The sequence below is a fragment of the Gillisia lutea genome (assembly GCF_021568705.1).
In the GTDB taxonomy this organism is placed as follows: domain Bacteria; phylum Bacteroidota; class Bacteroidia; order Flavobacteriales; family Flavobacteriaceae; genus Gillisia; species Gillisia lutea.
Map to the genome: position 1 here is coordinate 230,944 of NZ_JAKGTH010000008.1, position 17,918 is coordinate 248,861.

Below are 17,918 nucleotides of genomic sequence, written 5' to 3' on the forward strand. Positions count from 1 at the left end.
GCGCAAGGTGTTAAAATCTTAACAAATGTACTATATTTACCCCGCAAATAAAATGGCATGAAAAAGGAAAATGTAGATGTGCTCATAATTGGTGCCGGACCATCCGGAATTGTTTCGGCCTCATATCTTCATACTCAGGGAATAAAGGTGAAAGTAGTTGAAAAATCAGTATTTCCAAGGTTTAGTATTGGCGAAAGTCTCATTCCACAGTGCATGGATAACCTGGAAGAAGCTGGACTTTTGGATGCTATAAAGGATTACGGATTTCAAAAAAAATTTGGAGCTCGATTTATTAAGGGTAAAGAAATAGGTGAGTTTGATTTTAGCGATAAATACGGAGCTGGTTGGGATTGGACCTGGCAGGTACCCAGAGCCGATTTTGACACGTTGCTTGCAAGAGAAGCCCAAAGAAAAGGGATAGATATTGAATTTGCAGCAGAGGTTGTAGATATCACATTTACTTCTTCAAAATCTATCACCATAATAAAAAATAAACAGGGTGATTTTAAGAAAATTGGAGCCGATTTCATTATTGATGCCAGCGGATTTGGGAGAGTACTTGCTCAAAAGCTCCAACTAGAAGCTAAACCGCAAATAGCAGCACACTCCTCAATTTTTACGCATATTGAAGAATCTAACCGGCCAACGGGTAAAGAAGGAACTCAAATAACTTTTGAGGTATTAGACACACAGGTGTGGTTTTGGTATATTCCTTTTTCTAATGGGGTTTCCAGTTTAGGTTTTGTCGCTCCAAATAAATGGTTCGACGAATTTGAAAAAGACCCTTCAAGCGCATTTAAAGGGATGCTGAATAAGCTTGATTATTACAAAAAAAGATTTGACAAAGAGAAAATATTATTCCCTCCCGTTAAGGTTGAAAATATTTCAAAAAATGTTACCCAATTATTTGGGGATGGCTATGTGCTTACAGGAAATAGTGCTGAATTCTTAGACCCTGTTTTTTCATCTGGAGTTTCGTTTGCAACCTCTTCTGGATTGTTGGCAGCTAAACTTGTGCAAAAACAACTAAACGGATTGGCTGTAGATTGGCAAAAAGAATATGTAGATCACATTAAAAAAGGCGTTAACGTATTTTCTACATATGTAAAAGAATGGTATACAGGTAATTTACAAAAGATCATTTTTCACCCGAATCCAAACCCAGAGATCAAAAAACAGATATGTGCTGTTTTAGCGGGATATGTATGGGATGAATCTAACCCATTTGTAAAGAAACACGATCGAATTTTAAAAAATGTTGTCAGACTCATCGATATGGAGTCTCCCGAAGTAAAAAAAAATAATTTATTTTAAAAGTTAAATTTCTGATGTCAAAGCTTTTAGTTTTTGTTGAATACTTTTATCTTTAAAAAGTGAATAAAACACTTGCATGGTATGTAGGTAAAACATACATTTGCAACCGCAAAATTACTTGCACAAGTTCATAATATTAACGGAGAGTTGCCAGAGTGGTTAATGGAGCAGTTTGCTAAACTGTCGACGAGCAATTGTCGCATGAGTTCGAATCTCATACTCTCCGCTACATGTTTCGGGGTGTAGCGTAGCCCGGTTATCGCGCCTGCTTTGGGAGCAGGAGGCCGCAGGTTCGAATCCTGCCACCCCGACTATTGAACTTAAATTTTAAAAGTCCTGAACAAATGTTCAGGACTTTTTTGTTTTAAATAAGATTTGGTTAATAATTTAATAAGTCTTCAATTTAAAAAAAACTGTATCTTCATTCCCCACAAATACCTTCGGTTATGTTGCGAATGAAATCTGTTGTCCTCTACCTCTTATTTTGTATAGTCTTCTTTAGCTGCAATAAAGAAAAACATTCCGTAAAAACCAGTCCCAACAGCTTGCAGCAGGAAAATAGCATTGGCCTCCCCCCTGCTGAGGAACCTGTAATTATCACCAAAGCTTATTGCTTTTTTAATGAGACTTCGGTAGCAAATGAGCCGGGAAAAAAAGATATACTAGAATTAAGGTTAGAAATATCTGAAAACATCGTAGAAGGATATTATAATTGGCTGCCAACTTACAAAGATCAGCGTAAAGGAAGTATTCAGGGAATTTTGAATGATACCATTATTACCGGTAAATATATTTTTGTGCAAGAAGGATTGACTGATACCGCTAAAGTGAAAATAATTCTACGGGAAAAAGAAGCCGTTATTTCAAGCCCCATCAAACAACTGGGAATAGATGCTGTAATTATCAGAACCGATTGCAGGTAGTATTATATTAATTAAAACTTCAATAGCATAAAAGCATTTGCCCATATGCAGTATGATTTCGATTTTATAATTATAGGTAGTGGCTTTGGCGGCTCTGTTAGTGCATTAAGACTTTCGGAAAAAGGTTATAAAGTCCTCGTAATTGAAAAAGGAAAGTGGTTTAAAGATTCTGATTTCCCTAAGACCAATTGGAATCTTAGAAAATGGTTATGGCTTCCAGCGTTACGTTTTTTTGGCATCATGAAACTGAGTATCTTCAGACATATAGCAGTTATTTCCGGCACCGGAGTTGGAGGTGGTTCTCTTGTATATGCGAATACGCTTCCAATTCCTAAAACCTCTTTCTACACTACCGGAAGCTGGGCACATTTAAAAGATTGGGAAAGTAACCTTAAACCCTATTACGCTAGAGCTCTAAAAATGTTGGGAGCAGTTACTAATCCTAAGCTTTTTGATGCAGATCTCGCCCTTCAGCAACTTTCCAAAGAAATTGATAGAGAAGATTACTTTGAACAACCAAAAGTAGCTGTATTCTTTGGTAAAAAGGGAGAAACTGTAACCGACCCATATTTTGAAGGAAAAGGCCCTGATAGATCGGGCTGCATTTTTTGTGGAGGTTGCATGACCGGATGCAGACATAATGCTAAAAATACCCTGGATAAAAACTACCTGCACCTTGCCCAGCAACTTGGCGCTGTAATATTAGCTGAAACTCTGGCTGTAGATGTATTGCCTATTTCTAATGCTAAAGGAAGCAATGGGTATCGCATTCGTACAAAATCCAGTACTCACATCTTTTCAAAAGAGAAATCATTTAACACCAAAGGAGTAATATTTTCAGGAGGGGTATTAGGGACTGTAAAATTGCTTCTTAAGCTGAAAAAGCGAAGTCTTCCAAAGCTTTCAGAAAAATTAGGCCATGATATACGCACTAATAATGAAACCCTTATAAGTGTATCTAGTTTAAAAAAAGATATAGATACCTCGCAAGGTGTAGCCATTGGCAGCATCTTACATACCGATGAAAATAGCCATCTAGAAGTGGTACGTTACTCTAAAGGTTCCGGTTTCTGGAAGCTACTACACCTTCCCTTATCTAGCGGAAAAAATATTTTAAGCCGATTTAGTAAGATGTTAGTGCAAATAATAAAAGCGCCAATAGCATATTTAAGAATTTACGTTTTCCAAAGCTGGTCAAGAAAAACAACGGTATTGCTGTTTATGCAATCTATAGATAGCACTCTAAATTTTAAAAGAAGTAGATTGGGTACTCTTAGAACTAAGAAAGGAAAAGGCAAAAAACCCACTTCGGACATTCCCGAGTCTTTAGCAATTACCAAAAAATTAGGTAAAATAGTAAATGGAAAAGCCACTTCTTTTGCTTTGGAAAGCTTAACTGGAATTCCAACTACGGCTCACATTTTAGGGGGAGCCGTCATGGGAAAAGATGAAAATGAAGGAGTCATCAATAAAAACAATGAGGTATTTAATTATAAAAACATGTATATTATAGATGGTTCGATGATATCGGCGAATCCAGGAGTGAATCCATCGCTTTCAATAACCGCAATTGCCGAACATGCTATGGACCAAATTCCGAATAAAACAGAATAAAGAATAACCTAATATCTAAACGAACTAATGGAGTTAAATAAATATATAGATCATACCCTGCTTAAGCCTACGGCGACTATAAATGATATTGAAGAACTTTGCAAAGAGGCGAAAACCTATAGTTTTTATGCTGTTTGCGTGAATGGATGTTATGTAAATGTTGCGAGAGAAGCATTAAAAGATTCCAATATAAAAATTGCAGCAGTTATAGGTTTTCCTCTCGGAGCTATGAGTACAAATGCTAAAATTGAAGAAGCCAAACAATGTATAAATGATGGCGCCCATGAAATTGACATGGTGATAAATATTGGTTTTCTTAAATCTGGAGAGATTGACAGGATGCGTGAGGAAATCGCTGCCATTAAAAAAGCCATAGGAAGCCGTGTTTTAAAGGTTATTATTGAAACGTGTTATCTTACCACAGAAGAGAAAATACTGGCCTGTAAGGCAGCAATGGATGGCAAGGCAGATTTTGTAAAGACAGCTACAGGGTTTGGAACCGGTGGAGCAACTCTGGAAGATGTAAGGTTAATGAAGCATCAAGTTGGAGATCGATTACAGATTAAAGCCAGCGGGGGAATAAAGACGTTACACCAAGCCAAAGAATATTTAGATTTGGGTGTTACAAGATTAGGAACCAGCTCTGGCATACAACTTATGGAGAGCAATAGATCCTCGTAATGCAAACACCTAATAAATTCTCAAAAAATGATTAGACATATCTCCTTTGAAAAAAGTTGAAAAAAAAAATAAAATCAATAACTACTGAATTTTAAGCACTTAGCTTTTATCATGAAAAAAATATTAAAATTCAGCCATAAAAAGCTTGTTTTAATGTTAAAGAGATGTATATTTGCAACCGCAAAAACGGTCGCGTAGCTCAGCTGGATAGAGCACCTGCCTTCTAAGCAGGCGGTCCCAGGTTCGAATCCTGGCGCGATCACTGAAACCCTTTGAAACGATTGTTTTGAAGGGTTTTCTGTTTTATACCCTTTACCAATTAATTGGATAAGTATTCAATTTTACTAAACTGTTTTATATTGTATAAATGGCCGTACTTCTCTTAGATCGAGTAATTCTTGTATTTGTTCCTTTTTTAAGGGCTTAATGTAGTAGCCAATAATCTGGTCATATTTCTTAGCCTTATTAAAATCTTCCTGAAATAAGGAAGAAGTGACCATTACTACAAAAATATTTTTTGAATATGTATGTACTTGGCTAAGTTCTAAAAACTCCCACCCGTCCATTACAGGCATATTTATATCCAGAAGCACCAACACTTTGCGGTTACTATCCATTTCTTTATTTAAGTAATTGATAGCTTCTAATCCATTTTCAAAGGTTTTCAAGTCGTTAGAAACAATTTTTCCAAAGCTAAACTTATGGATCTTGGAAACTATTGGATCATCTTCAACAATTATAACATCTAAATTTTCAGTTGCTTGTAAATTATATGCCAATTTCTTCTGCTTTATTAATTATATTGATCACTATTTTATCAAGTTCGTCTGCTGCATCATTTATAAGATTAAGAAGCTCCTCCCTGCTCCACTCTTCATAAGACTCTTCTTCCAATAGCATTAACAGGCTTTTTAACCGTGTTAGGGGTCCCCTAACTACATGGGCTTGATCCCAGGCTACTTGTTTTAAAACTTTGTTCTGTTTGTTTATTTCTTTTATAAGACGGCGAGATTCGGTTACATCCAGCACAGCACCTATCATACGTATTGCTTTCCCTGTACTGTCTCTCACAATATAACCACGATCTATTAAAAATGCTACCTCACCATTCGATTTAATTAGTCTATACTCTTCCTTCCATTTCCTCAATTTCTTATTATCTATGGCTGCTTTCAATGATTTAATCACCTGATCTCTATCTTCATCCATTATCTTAGAAAGCCATAAATCATTTATTGATGATGTTTTAGTCAACTCGTAGCCATACAATTTTTTAGATGATTTACTTCGTACAATATGGTCGTTGAGGAGATCCCAATCCCATATCATCTCCTGTGTGGCTTTCACAGCATACCTAAACCTTTTATTGGCCAGCCTTAATGCATTCTTTTTATCAACTATTTCAGAAATATCACTGGTGGCGCCTATTAAGCGAGTGGCCTTTCCTTGAAGATCCCTCAAGATATATGCACGGTCAATTAAATGGGCATACGAGCCATCTGCTCTTCTAAATCTATATTTGGTTTTTATCAAGTTCTTACCCGGATCTTCCAAGGTTTCTTTAAGCTGAACACTTAATGCTTCCAGTTCTTCAGGATGCACGTGGTTTCTCCAGAATTCTCGCTTATCTATTTCCTCGGGAGTATGTCCAAATAGCTTTTCATTTCCATTGTAAAACCTAACAGCTTCATCATTTTCAAGATTCCAGTCATACATAAGGTTATCGGTGGCGTACGCTGCCAACCTGTAGCGTTCATTCAACTCCTTAATTTCACGGTTACGCTCAATAATTTCGGTAACCTCTTTAGAATTAGCTACAATCCCATTCACATTAGGGTCGTTTATTAAATTTGTTAAAGTGGTTTCTATCCAGCGCCATTTACCAAAACCATCTTTAAATCTAAAGGGTTCAATATGGACCTTTTGCTTGTAACTAATTTTAGAGTACTCAATAAATGTACGCTCTTGATCTTCCGGATACACGAACTTCATAAAATTATTACCTAACAGTTCTTTCTCTGGAATCCCCAAAATAGATGCATGGGTATCACTTACAAATGTTAAGACTCCACTTAACTCAAGAATACTTATAAAATCGGATCCTTCCTGAACGAGCGTTTTAAACTTTTTCACACTTCTAATAAGCTCTTCCTCCTGTTTTTTAATGGTGATTTCAGCGAGCTTTTTTTCTACGAAAGTGGTTATATTCTGTGCTAAGTTTTTAAGAAAAGTTTTTTCGTCCTCCGTCCATTTTCGCTCTTTTGTACAGTCGTCAAAACCGATATATCCATAGATCTGATCATTTAAAAAAATGGGAATTATTAAGATCGATTTTACATTTTGATTTGTAAAAATATTCTTGAGCTTTCCATCTGGCAGTTCGCTGGTAATTGCAGTATATTCTTCTCCAGGTATTAATTCTCCCAGTATTTCCCGCATTTCATCCAATGAAAGACTTTGTATGGTAGGAAAATTATTATTTAAAAAACTTCCCTCGTCTGACCATTCAACGATTTTATTAATTAAAATTTCACCTGATTGTGTTTCCAGACGGTGACCAAAATAATACATTCTATCTGCCTGAACTGTTTTAGCAATTTGAGGGAATATATCCTGTAAAATTTCAGAATTAAGATCATGGTCTACTAAGAAGCGTAGAATTGCACCATTAAACTTTAAATAATTGCTCTTCTCTATAATCACTTTTTCTGAATTTCTTAAACTGGTAAGATCCCGAGCAATTCCATATACCCCGGTAATTTCTCCCTGTACCCTAATTGGAACAATTGAAATTTCTAAAACCATCACTCTGCCTTTGGCAGAAATGAAATCGGCTTCAAATATCTGATTTTCACCAGACAGTGCTTTTTCGAAATAAGATAGTATCTGATCTTTATAATAGGGAGTACAAAAAGGAAGGAAATCCATATTTAACAACTCCTCTTCGGGAGTTTGTGTAATATTCGCCAAGCCTTCATTTACACTTAAAAACCTGCCGTTCTTATCTAAAGAATAAAGCCCATTAGGATTAGATTCTACAAAGTGTTTTCGTTCATTTAAATTCTCATCGAGTTGGGTTTGCATTCTAAGTCTTTCTCTTTCCTTTAGAACCTCCACCGTTTTATCATGATAAAAAATAATGATCTCTTCTACGGGACTTCCGAAGGCTACAAATTCTACTTCCCAATATTTTTCATTTATCTGATTTAATGAGGAATCTAAGGGGTCGTATCTTATTATAAATTTTTCTGGTTTTACACCAGACTCTACAATTTGAGTTAGCTCATCGTGAACACGCTTCCAATTGGTTTCAATATAATTTGCATCGTCTTTTATAATACTAGGTATCGTCTTGTCTACAATGGCTTCAATATCCTTCTGAGTTACTTGACAATAAGCAGTATTAGCATCTTTTATTATGAAAACACCATTTTTGGGCTCTACCAGCAAACAGGGCATTGGTAAGTTCCTAAAAATTGAATGATCTTTTATCATATAATTTACTTTGTATCAATATTTTAACTCCAAAAGGCTATATTCCAGGAACAGTTGGATTTTTACATTTATAAAATTTAAGGTGTGTCATTATTAATATATAGATATCACACAAATTAATAAATTAAATTAAGCTATTTATCCAATTTTTAACAATTTTCATTGAAAAAATTAGAACTTTCCTAATATAAGTTGCCATAACCAACAATATCTCAATTCTTAAAATAAGGAAAATATGGTTCTTGACTTTTCCTATAGTTTCAGTTTTACAATTCCTACATAAAATATAGAGCTGTATCTTCCAGTTAATACTCGCAGCACCTTCCTAAAGCTTCTTTTATAAAGGAGATTTTTTAATTAAAATCTCCTAGCTTACCAAAAAGCTAAGTTTTTCTAGTTATCCTAAAAATATCCCAAAAGACTTTAAATGAGTATCTGGCATCATCAATATTTATAAATTTATAAGAGTTGTTGAATATCAAAACATTTTTGCTCTTTATTTTATTTAGATATACTGTTCTGATATTTAGTGTTTTAAAATTAAAAAAACGATTTCATCTTAAATTATTTCTTCTGAAAAAAATAAACATAAATGCCCGTAACTGCTTCAAATAATACGAAACTTATTAAGCAAATTTTAACAACTTTAAAGGAAACTAATAGGGTGATGTGTAGCCTGCCGGGTGAAGGTTTTTTACATCTAGAGAATGACCTTCCTTTCCTTCTCATATACCGGAAGAAAAAAGAGAGTGACCCAGGAACGATGAGGCTAGTAAAAAGTGCCGGTTCTTACTTAATTATTGGTTTAGAAGAAGTGGAAAGTACTGCTGAACTGATCTATAACTTAACCGACTATCTTTCAGCTATCTATAAATCCTTCCTGCTATTGGAAATTTACAGCGGTCCACCACAAAGTAATAACTTCATTATAAAAGGTCCGTTACAAAAAACAGAAAGTACCCTTCAAATATTTCAAAAAGAATTCAATTCAATTCCCAGTCATAAATATGGACTGAACTTGAATGCAAATATTAAGGAAACAAAAAATAGGCAGGCAGAAAATGAAAAAGCTTTATTGGATCTAACAAGATTGAAAAACTCTGGAGGACTGCTTATTGGAATTGAAGTTCCTCCAGTTTATAAAAGTGAAGAAAACCATTTATATCCAGTTTTCTTCAGGCAATTTCGAGATCATTTCTCTCGTGTGATCCAAAAAGGGGTATACGATTTTATAAGAGTACAAACCTCATCAGGCATACTCAGTTATACCGCTTTGGGAAAACGAAACGTACATGATGAAGTTTTCAAAATTGATAAACAACTCACTGAAATAGAATCTTCTTATCAATTTCTGCTATTAGTGTCCCCGGTAAACATCCGGCAAATGAGAGAAACTTTTTTTGAAAGCAATTTCACTAAACTTCCAGAGTATCATTATCGATTACTACCAATTGATCCTGATTTGTTAAAACGAAAACTTTTTAATTTAAGAATAGACGAAATAGATGATCCTGCCCTCTCTCACTTATATAATGAGAAACGCAGAGAACTGGATATTCAAATTAGTATGCTAAACGAAAGAGGAACCAAAGATTTCTTTTATAACAGCATTCGACTCTATCAGAGAGTAGATGATAATTTAAAGTATGAAGCACAACAAATATTAGAACAGGTTCCAGAAAGTCTTGAGGAAGATGCTTCAGTTTTGATTGATGCTAAAGAATTTTGTGCACTTGCACGAAAGGAATTTGAATACTTTAAATCTCAGGATGCTAACTTCACCAGTAAGGTTCATATTCGTGAAGATGTAAATATAATGATGGTCTCTCAAGGGGAATTGTATGTGCCAGCAGATTATAAATTATCCCTAACAAGTGCCAAGGCTCTAATACAACACGAAATAGGCACTCATGCCCTAACCTATTACAATGGAAAACAACAACCCCTTAGCCAACTGGCAGTTGGGCTAGCCGATTACGACCCACTTCAGGAAGGCATAGCGGTGTTATCTGAATATCTTATAGGCGGTCTCACAGGAAACCGGTTAAGAGTTCTGGCTGGCCGAGTAAAGGCTGGTGCGGCTGTACTGGAAGGAGCAACTTTTCAAGAAGTTTTCAGAATGTTATTGAAAGATTATAATTTTTCCAGGGAACGAGCATTTAATATTACTTCCAGAGTATTACAGGGCGGCGGATTTATTAAAGATATTATCTACCTGAAAGGATTGGTACATGTTATAAAGTACATGAAAGATGGTGGGCAACTAGAGCCGTTGTTAGCGGGAAAATATGCATTAAACCACTTAAAAATTATTGAAGAACTTACCGAGCGGAAAATTTTAAATACTCCCAAGATAAAACCCAGATATCTTGAATTAGACGATTATAACCAGAAATTAAGTAAAATTAGAGAGGGCATGCCTCTCTCACAAATGATAACCAAATGAAAATATGTTTTGTAGTTAATGGTGTAGACACAGAAACCTGTGGCACCACAGTTCATATCATGTATGAAGCTTTTAAAAGAAAGCACGAGGTATTTATGATGGGAGTTGGAGATTTCAATTTTCGCCATGACGAAGCGATAAGTATTAACAGCACCTATTTATCTAAAAAAGATGAGCCGAAGAGTCCCGAGGAGTATTTAGAGCTGTTACAGGGAGAAAAAGCAAAGCATACCACCATTGTTGCAAAAGATCTGGATGTGCTTTTTATACGAAATAACCCTACCGAGGAAGGCTCTTCCAGACAATGGGCAGAACAAGCAGGAGTAGCTTTTGGAAGAATGATACAACAAGAAGGCGTTCTAGTTCTAAATGATGCCTATGCTCTATCCAACGCTTTTATTGATAAACTGTATTTTGAAGAATTACCAAGTGATATCAAACCCGCTTCTTTGATTACTCGGAAAAAGGAAGATATTCTGGATTTCTTTGAAAAGCATAAAAAGAAAATGGTGCTTAAACCTTTAGAAGGTTCTGGAGGAAGAGACGTATATCTAATAGATAAAAACGAAAAGAACCTGAATCAAATTATAGATAATATAATTGCACAAGGTTATGTTATCGCTCAAGAATTCTTACCTGCGGTAAAAGATGGAGATATTCGGGTATTACTCATGAACGGGAGAGTAATGGAAAAAGATGGTACTTATGGAATTATAAGAAGAGTGAGTGGCGAAGGGGAATTTAGAAGCAATTTTTCTCAAGGAGCTTCTGCAGATAATAGTCCGCTCACCGATGCAATGAAAAAGATTGTAGAAATCACTGCGCCAAAACTTATTAGAGACGGGTTATTCTTTGTAGGGTTGGATATCGTTAAAGATAAATTGATAGAGATAAATGTATTAAGTCCTGGAGGTTTAGATCACTTCCAAGACATTGGCTTACCTAATTTTAGTGATGTTATCGTAGAATCTATTGAAAAGAAAGTTGAATATAAACGTTTGTACGGCAATAAAATCTCAAATAGAGAATTGGCGACAATGGTTTAACAAAAAAACTAATAATGAATAATTCCAGAATTATAGGAACCTATACCCGTGGAGAAAAAGGACCATTATTATTTATTACAGCAGGTGTGCATGGAAATGAGCCTTCAGGAGTAAATGCTTTAAAAAAAGTTTTTAGACAGTTAGAAGTCGTAAAACCTACCATAAGGGGAACAATTGTGGGCGTGAAAGGGAATACTAACGCATTACAAAAAAATGTGCGGTACATAGATGAAGATTTAAATAGAACCTGGACAGAAGATAATATATCGAATAAAAAGACCGAGAGTAGTGAACAAAAGGAAATGGAAGAGATTATCGCTATTCTCAAAGATTTTCCTGAAGATGAGTTCACCCATCGTTATTTTATGGATTGCCATACTACTTCTTCCGATAGTTTACCATATGTTTCTGTGCAATTGGTAAATGACAATAATGAATGGGCTCACAAATTTCCTACCTATATCGTTCAAGGGTTTAGCGATATCGTTTATGGAGCAATAGATCATTACTTAAGCAGAATTGGAATAACAGGTTTCACTTTTGAGGCAGGACAACATGAAAGTCTCACTTCTGAAGAAAATCATGAAGGTATAATTTGGTTAGCCTTAAAGGAGGCTTGTAATTTAGAATTAAAGGCCATTCCCGGATATCCAGAATGTATTGAGAACTTTTCAAAGAAGAATGCTCCAGATCAAAAAACATTCAAAATAATATACCGGCATGGCTTGGAGGAAACAGATATCTTCATGATGCAACCGGGATACAAAAATTTCCAGGAAATCAAAAAAGGGGAATTACTTGCTATTCAAAACGGTAAAGAAATTACCAGTGACTGGAATGCCAGAATATTTATGCCCCTCTATCAATCTCAGGGAAATGATGGCTTTTTTGTAATCCAGGAAGTTGATTAAGTTCCTATTCAAACTCTAGACAAACAGGAGTTTTAGCATTTAATGGTGCTGTAGTACTTGTTAAAACTCCTGTTTCTTCATCTATTTTAAAAATAGAGATGTTACTGGAATCCTGATTGGCCGCATATAAATAATTACCTTCCGGAGATATTCCAAAATTCCTTGGTGTTGCTCCCATAGTATCGGTAAAACCAATTATTGTTAATTTCCCAGTTTTTTGATCCACTTTAAAGCCGGCAATACTATTATGCCCTCGATTTGAAGAATACAAAAATGCTCCGCTAGGGTGAATATGGATGTCTGCTCCTGAATTCTTTCCTTTAAAATCTGTAGGAAGTGTAGATATGGTTTGAACAATGTCCAATTCTCCGTTATCTCCTATTTTAAAGACATTTATAGTACTATTAAGCTCATTTATAGAATAAGCAAAATGGTTATTCTTTGAGAAGGTAAAATGACGTGGCCCTGCCCCCTTAGCTAACTTCGCAAACTTCTGTTTATTTGGGGTAAGCCTTCCTTTCTCAGCATCTAAATCATATATCCAAATTTTATCGTTTCCAAGATCAGCAATATACGTATGCTTATTATTCGAAGATATGCTAACCGAATGAGAATGCGCTTTCTCAGGATTTTCAATATCAAGATGTTGCTGTTTCTTTAAAACTCCATCGGCATTCTTCTTATACATCATTACCACACCACCAATATAATTGGAAACAAAAACATATTTTCCAGTTTTATCAATGGCTATATGGCACGGCGCTATACTTTCGGTAGAAAGCTTACCAATCTCTGTTAAGCTCTTATCGCCATTCACTCTATAAGAATATATATATCCTGAAGTTCCTCCTAATTCACTTACCGCATACAGGTTTTTACCATCATTTGATAATTTTACAAATGATGGGTTTGTAATCTCGGCAAGAGTTTTACCAGGAGATAGACTGCCATTTTTTTTATTCTGCAAAATAGAATATATTCCTTCTGCCTTTCCATCCACATGGCCTTCCTTTTGAGTATAGCTACCAACATAAATGGTATTTTCGTTAGACTTGTCAGTTTTATTCTGGCTATTAACATTACTTACAGAAAAAAAGATGACACCTATTAAGATATAGGATAGTACGCGCATGGATATTTTCATTTCAAAATTATTTTAAGAGGTTTAGTATCTACTATTATATTACAGCCACTTTTTTCTTTGGAAATAATACAGCATTGCCAAAAATATCACAATCATTACTCCCCACAGAATAAAGTAGCTATACTTATACTGGAGTTCCGGCATATATTCAAAGTTCATTCCATAAATACCAGCAATAAAAGTAAGGGGGATAAAGATAGAAGCCATAATGGTTAGTACTTTCATTACTTCGTTCATCTTATTGCTAATGGTAGTCATATACATATCCATTAGGCCCCAGGTCATTTCCCTATAGATCTCAATATTTTCTGAAACCTGAATGATATGATCATAAAGATCGCGTATATAATTTTGCGTTTTATCCTCAATGAGGTTATTATCAATTTTTTCCAGTCTGCTTATTACTTCCCTAAGAGGAAAAACTGCTCTTCTAATTCGCAACACTGTTCGCTTCAGTTCCTGAATTTCAAAAGTTATATCATCACTGGGCTTGGCCACAAAAAGCTGTTCCTCTAAAATTTCAATCTTATCGCTAATTTCTTCAATTACCACAAAATAATTATCAATTATAGCGTCTAATAGAGTGAACATCAAATAGTCTGATCCATTATTCCGTATTCGACCTTTGGCATTACTAATTCGATCTCTCACCCCATCAAAAACATCACCATCTGCTTCCTGAAAAGTGAGTATATAATCTTTTCCAATAACAATGCTTATATGCTCATTCTCTAATTCACCATTGGTTTTATGATATAGCATTTTGGCCACTACAAACAGATAATCCTGATATTCATCTATTTTGGGACGCTGATTGGTGTTTACAATATCTTCGATTATCAAGGGATGAAGTCCGTAATACTTCCCCAGTTTTTCAATCTCCTGAGTATTATAAAGTCCGTTAATATTGATCCAGGTTATTTTATCTTCATTTTCAAAATTGAAGGCATCTTCCGGATTGTTTGAGAGATACCTGTCAAAGCTCAGTTTATTATAATCTATCACTTCCAACTCGATCTCTAAAGACTCCTTTCTTCCCACATAGGTAGCAGTTCCCGGAGCTTGATTTAATGACTTTGTGGACTTTGGCCTTTTCTGAAAGTGTCGTTTGCGTTTTGCCATGTACTTCTATAGTTTATATAAATATAAAAATTCCTGAGTTGCAAATAGAAAAATCGAAGTAACACAATTTTTAATGAATAATATAACGGGAACTTCACAAAAAATCACACCCTAGTAATTAGGGTAAATTTTCAAATTTTCATATCCATATTAGTGTATTATATATAGTACCCCTAACTTTGTAACATGGAAGAAAAGCGACTTTTAAGCACTTTAAAAGAGTATTTTGGGTATGATAGTTTTAGACCGCTGCAAAAGAAAATAATCACTTCAATTTTTGAAGGTAAAGATAATATGGTAATTATGCCCACCGGTGGCGGGAAATCTATTTGTTATCAATTACCAGCCCTTTTACTTCCAGAGCTCACACTGGTAATTTCTCCTTTAATTGCTTTAATGAAAGACCAGGTAGATGGACTTACAGCCAATGGAATTTCTGCAGCTTTTATAAATAGTACCCAGACTGAAAGTGAACAAGAGGATATTTACAAGCGAATTGAAGAGAATAGCCTTAAACTTTTATATGTTGCCCCGGAAAGTCTTCAAATTATAGATAGATTCCTGTCTGATGGTAAAATTAGCCTCATTGCCATAGATGAAGCTCACTGTATCTCCAGCTGGGGGCACGATTTTAGACCTGCTTATACCCAATTGGGGTATTTAAAAAATAGGTTTCCCTCCACTCCTATTGTTGCATTAACAGCTACTGCCGATAAAGCTACACGGGAAGATATTTGCAATCAGTTAAACATTCCTCATGCTCAAAAACATGTGGCTTCCTTTGATAGAAAAAATTTGAGTCTGGAAGTACGACCCGGTACAAAACGATTAGAACAGATACTTCAGTTTGTGGAAACCCGTAAAAAGGAAAGTGGAATTATTTACTGTTTAAGTCGAAAAAATACCGAAGAAGTTGCTGCTAAATTAAAAGCAAAAGGTTTTAAAGCCGAGGCATATCACGCAGGTTTAGGACACGAGGAACGAACGCAGATACAAGATGATTTCATTAACGACTCCAAACAAATTATTTGTGCCACCATTGCCTTTGGAATGGGGATAGATAAATCGAATATCCGCTGGGTTATCCATTACAATATGCCAAAAAATCTGGAAGGTTATTACCAAGAAATTGGTAGAGCCGGGAGAGATGGTTTGGCTTCTGAAACAATGTTGTTTCACAGCTATGCTGATGTGGTGCAGCTTCAAAAGTTTGCCAGTAATTCTAAGAATGAAGCAGTGCAAATAGCAAAATTGGATAGAATGAAGCAGTATTCTGAAGCGCTTACCTGCCGAAGAAAGATCCTGCTTAATTATTTTGGAGAGCTCAAGCAGGAAGATTGTGGAAATTGTGATATCTGCAGAAATCCCCCGCAATTCTTTGATGGTACCATACTGGCCCAAAAGGCACTTTCCTGTATCTATAGATTGAAAGGAGCTGAACCAATTACTGTTCTAATAGATGTATTAAGAGGCGCTCAAAATGAAGCGGTACTTGAAAAAAACTATCAGCAGCTAACCACCTATGGAATTGGAAAAGAAACCTCCTGGAGAGACTGGCAGCAATATATAATTCAACTGATAAATCTGGGCTATATTGAAATAGCTTTTCACAAACACAATCATCTGCAACTTACAAGCCTTTCAAAAGCGGTACTATTTGAAAGTAAAAAAGTGCAACTTGCTAAGATTCCTACCCAGCAGGAAATACAGGAATCTGCTGAAAAAGTTTCAAAAAGTAAGGATAATTCTCTTTTCGAGAAATTACGTCAGCTTCGCTTAAAATTAGCACAGGAAGAAGGCATTCCCGCATATTTAATCTTTAATGATGCAACATTAAAGGAGATGGAAAAAAAGCGGCCAATGACTGACGATGATTTTATGCAGATTAATGGTGTGGGAAGAAAGAAAATGCAGGATTATGGCTATCAGTTCATAAAGGAGATCATTGCGTTTAGCAAAGAGAAAAGAACTAAAAAGAAAACTTCTAAGGGGAATACATTTAAAGCTACTAAAGAATTGTTAGACGAAGGCTTGAGCGTTGAGGAGATTGCAGTTAAAAGAAAGTTAGCTACTACAACGGTTTATTCTCATTTGGCAAAATTATATGAAGATGGAGAGCAAATAGATCTTCATCAATTTGTATCTGGACCCGACCTGGAAGCTGTTAGAAAAGCCCAAATTGAACTTGAAGATCCACCGGCTTTAAAAACATATTATGAACACTTTGAGGAGTCAATTTCTTACTGGAGCATACGCCTGGCACTAACAATATTAAAGAAGGAATAACGTGCCTAACTATTCAAATTCTATTTTATTAAGAATTAATCCGGAAGCGGGGGCAATATAATTGGTTATCTGTTCATTTTCGGGTAGTAAACTCGCCTTAATATCTTCTAAATTTATCTCCCCTTTCCCCAATTGTATTAAGCTTCCCATCATCAATCGTATCTGGTATCTTAAAAAACCTGCACCGCGTACTCTATACACATAGCTTATATCAGGAAAAAAATTGGCCGTATATATGGTGTTCACAATTATTTCGGAGGTTAAAATGCTACGCTCAAATTTTGTAGTGGAAGAAGGGTCGGCACAGTAATTCCTGAAGTAGTGAGTGCCCTCAAAAATTTTTGCACCTTTCTTCATTAATTCGATATCTAATTCCTCTTGAATATTTACCATCAAGGGAGCACAAAATGGATGATTCTTTTCGTTATAAGAAAAGAGATACAGATATTCCTTTAGCTTGGAATTTTGAATGATATTGAAACTATCATCTACTTCCATCATGCTAATAGCCCTGATATCTTGAGGAAGATTTTTATTGAAAACTTTTAAAAAATCATCTATATCATTAATAGGATTTTCATATATGAACAACTCGAATGCAGCCTCATTTGCTGATACCATAGCATCTGTCCTACTCGCACCCAATATTTTAAGCCTACGTTCTGGCAATACATATTTAAAGGTTTTTTTGATAAGCCCCTCTACCGTTTTGAACTTTGGCTGGCGTTGCCACCCATGCAATCGGTATCCTAAATATTGTACTTTAAAAAGATAATTATAACGTTGTGCCTGCAAGAAATATAGTTTCTACGAAGATATAAAATTCAACTTCTTTATAGATAATTATTGCTACCGCGTTCATATTTTCAAAACATTACTAAAATTGAAAAAATCACATTTTTAACACTTAAGTATCGTGTTAGTTAATTATTATGC

13 protein-coding genes and 3 tRNA genes are annotated in these 17,918 nt (G+C 35.3%); 11 read left to right on the forward strand and 5 right to left on the reverse strand.

Annotated features, from left to right (window positions below; translation table 11 throughout):
* Positions 1-57: 57 nt before the first annotated feature.
* The 7 genes from L1I30_RS08205 (at position 58) to L1I30_RS08235 (ending at position 4,794) form a co-directional block, all read left to right on the forward strand.
* Positions 58-1,314, forward strand: a complete 1,257-nt coding sequence (locus L1I30_RS08205) for an NAD(P)/FAD-dependent oxidoreductase (protein WP_236133795.1) — start codon at positions 58-60, stop codon at positions 1,312-1,314.
* Positions 1,315-1,455: 141 nt separating this feature from the next.
* Positions 1,456-1,540 (forward strand) — tRNA-Ser (locus L1I30_RS08210).
* A gap of 10 nt (positions 1,541-1,550) precedes the next feature.
* Positions 1,551-1,625 (forward strand) — tRNA-Pro (locus tag L1I30_RS08215).
* Positions 1,626-1,859: 234 nt separating this feature from the next.
* Positions 1,860-2,237, forward strand: a complete 378-nt coding sequence (locus L1I30_RS08220) for a hypothetical protein (protein WP_236133796.1) — start codon at positions 1,860-1,862, stop codon at positions 2,235-2,237.
* Between the two features lie 45 nt (positions 2,238-2,282).
* Entirely contained in the window at positions 2,283-3,851 is a 1,569-nt protein-coding gene (locus L1I30_RS08225) for a GMC oxidoreductase (RefSeq protein ID WP_236133797.1), read from the forward strand.
* A gap of 27 nt (positions 3,852-3,878) precedes the next feature.
* Positions 3,879-4,532, forward strand: a complete 654-nt coding sequence (deoC, locus tag L1I30_RS08230; RefSeq protein WP_236133798.1) for a deoxyribose-phosphate aldolase — start codon at positions 3,879-3,881, stop codon at positions 4,530-4,532.
* A gap of 188 nt (positions 4,533-4,720) precedes the next feature.
* Positions 4,721-4,794 (forward strand) — tRNA-Arg (locus L1I30_RS08235).
* 82 nt (positions 4,795-4,876) lie between these two features.
* On the opposite strand, the gene L1I30_RS08240 is transcribed toward L1I30_RS08235, so the two are convergent.
* Both L1I30_RS08240 and L1I30_RS08245 read right to left on the reverse strand, forming a co-directional pair.
* Positions 4,877-5,311, reverse strand: a complete 435-nt coding sequence (locus L1I30_RS08240) for a response regulator (protein WP_236133799.1) — start codon at positions 5,309-5,311, stop codon at positions 4,877-4,879.
* Entirely contained in the window at positions 5,301-8,027 is a 2,727-nt protein-coding gene (locus L1I30_RS08245; RefSeq protein ID WP_236133800.1) for a PAS domain-containing protein, read from the reverse strand. Before L1I30_RS08245 ends, L1I30_RS08240 begins: the two co-directional genes overlap by 11 nt.
* Before the next feature lie 592 nt (positions 8,028-8,619).
* Here L1I30_RS08245 and L1I30_RS08250 point away from each other — a divergent pair.
* The 3 genes from L1I30_RS08250 to L1I30_RS08260 are packed head-to-tail and all read left to right on the forward strand — an operon-like array spanning position 8,620 to position 12,430.
* Positions 8,620-10,473, forward strand: a complete 1,854-nt coding sequence (locus L1I30_RS08250; protein WP_236133801.1) for a peptidase MATCAP family protein — start codon at positions 8,620-8,622, stop codon at positions 10,471-10,473.
* Positions 10,470-11,519: a glutathione synthetase gene (locus tag L1I30_RS08255; RefSeq protein ID WP_236133802.1), complete on the forward strand. Its 1,050-nt coding sequence runs from the start codon at positions 10,470-10,472 to the stop codon at positions 11,517-11,519. The genes L1I30_RS08250 and L1I30_RS08255 overlap by 4 nt, the downstream gene beginning before the upstream one ends.
* A 14-nt stretch (positions 11,520-11,533) precedes the next feature.
* Positions 11,534-12,430 carry a M14 family metallopeptidase gene (locus tag L1I30_RS08260; RefSeq protein ID WP_236133803.1) on the forward strand — a complete coding sequence of 299 codons (897 nt, stop codon included), beginning with the start codon at positions 11,534-11,536 and terminating at the stop codon, positions 12,428-12,430.
* Between the two features lie 4 nt (positions 12,431-12,434).
* On the opposite strand, the gene L1I30_RS08265 is transcribed toward L1I30_RS08260, so the two are convergent.
* Complete coding sequence (locus L1I30_RS08265) at positions 12,435-13,574, reverse strand: lactonase family protein (RefSeq protein ID WP_236133804.1); 1,140 nt, start codon at positions 13,572-13,574, stop codon at positions 12,435-12,437.
* 39 nt (positions 13,575-13,613) lie between these two features.
* Entirely contained in the window at positions 13,614-14,696 is a 1,083-nt protein-coding gene (gene corA, locus L1I30_RS08270; RefSeq protein ID WP_236133805.1) for a magnesium/cobalt transporter CorA, read from the reverse strand.
* 186 nt (positions 14,697-14,882) lie between these two features.
* Between corA and recQ the strand changes: the two genes are divergently transcribed.
* Positions 14,883-16,982 carry a DNA helicase RecQ gene (gene recQ / locus L1I30_RS08275; RefSeq protein WP_236133806.1) on the forward strand — a complete coding sequence of 700 codons (2,100 nt, stop codon included), beginning with the start codon at positions 14,883-14,885 and terminating at the stop codon, positions 16,980-16,982.
* 9 nt (positions 16,983-16,991) lie between these two features.
* On the opposite strand, the gene L1I30_RS08280 is transcribed toward recQ, so the two are convergent.
* Positions 16,992-17,777 carry a tRNA pseudouridine synthase A gene (locus L1I30_RS08280; RefSeq protein ID WP_236133807.1) on the reverse strand — a complete coding sequence of 262 codons (786 nt, stop codon included), beginning with the start codon at positions 17,775-17,777 and terminating at the stop codon, positions 16,992-16,994.
* Between the last annotated feature and the right edge of the window lie 141 nt (positions 17,778-17,918).

Bases quoted from the DNA above. Each gene is read 5' to 3' on its own strand.
- L1I30_RS08205 (WP_236133795.1), top strand. From the start codon at position 58: ATGAAAAAGGAAAATGTAGATGTGCTCATAATTGGTGCCGGACCATCC.
- L1I30_RS08225 (WP_236133797.1), top strand. From the start codon at position 2,283: ATGCAGTATGATTTCGATTTTATAATTATAGGTAGTGGCTTTGGCGGC.
- deoC (WP_236133798.1), top strand. From the start codon at position 3,879: ATGGAGTTAAATAAATATATAGATCATACCCTGCTTAAGCCTACGGCG.
- L1I30_RS08245 (WP_236133800.1), bottom strand. From the start codon at position 8,027: ATGATAAAAGATCATTCAATTTTTAGGAACTTACCAATGCCCTGTTTG.
- L1I30_RS08250 (WP_236133801.1), top strand. From the start codon at position 8,620: ATGCCCGTAACTGCTTCAAATAATACGAAACTTATTAAGCAAATTTTA.
- L1I30_RS08255 (WP_236133802.1), top strand. From the start codon at position 10,470: ATGAAAATATGTTTTGTAGTTAATGGTGTAGACACAGAAACCTGTGGC.
- L1I30_RS08260 (WP_236133803.1), top strand. From the start codon at position 11,534: ATGAATAATTCCAGAATTATAGGAACCTATACCCGTGGAGAAAAAGGA.
- L1I30_RS08265 (WP_236133804.1), bottom strand. From the start codon at position 13,574: ATGAAAATATCCATGCGCGTACTATCCTATATCTTAATAGGTGTCATC.
- corA (WP_236133805.1), bottom strand. From the start codon at position 14,696: ATGGCAAAACGCAAACGACACTTTCAGAAAAGGCCAAAGTCCACAAAG.
- recQ (WP_236133806.1), top strand. From the start codon at position 14,883: ATGGAAGAAAAGCGACTTTTAAGCACTTTAAAAGAGTATTTTGGGTAT.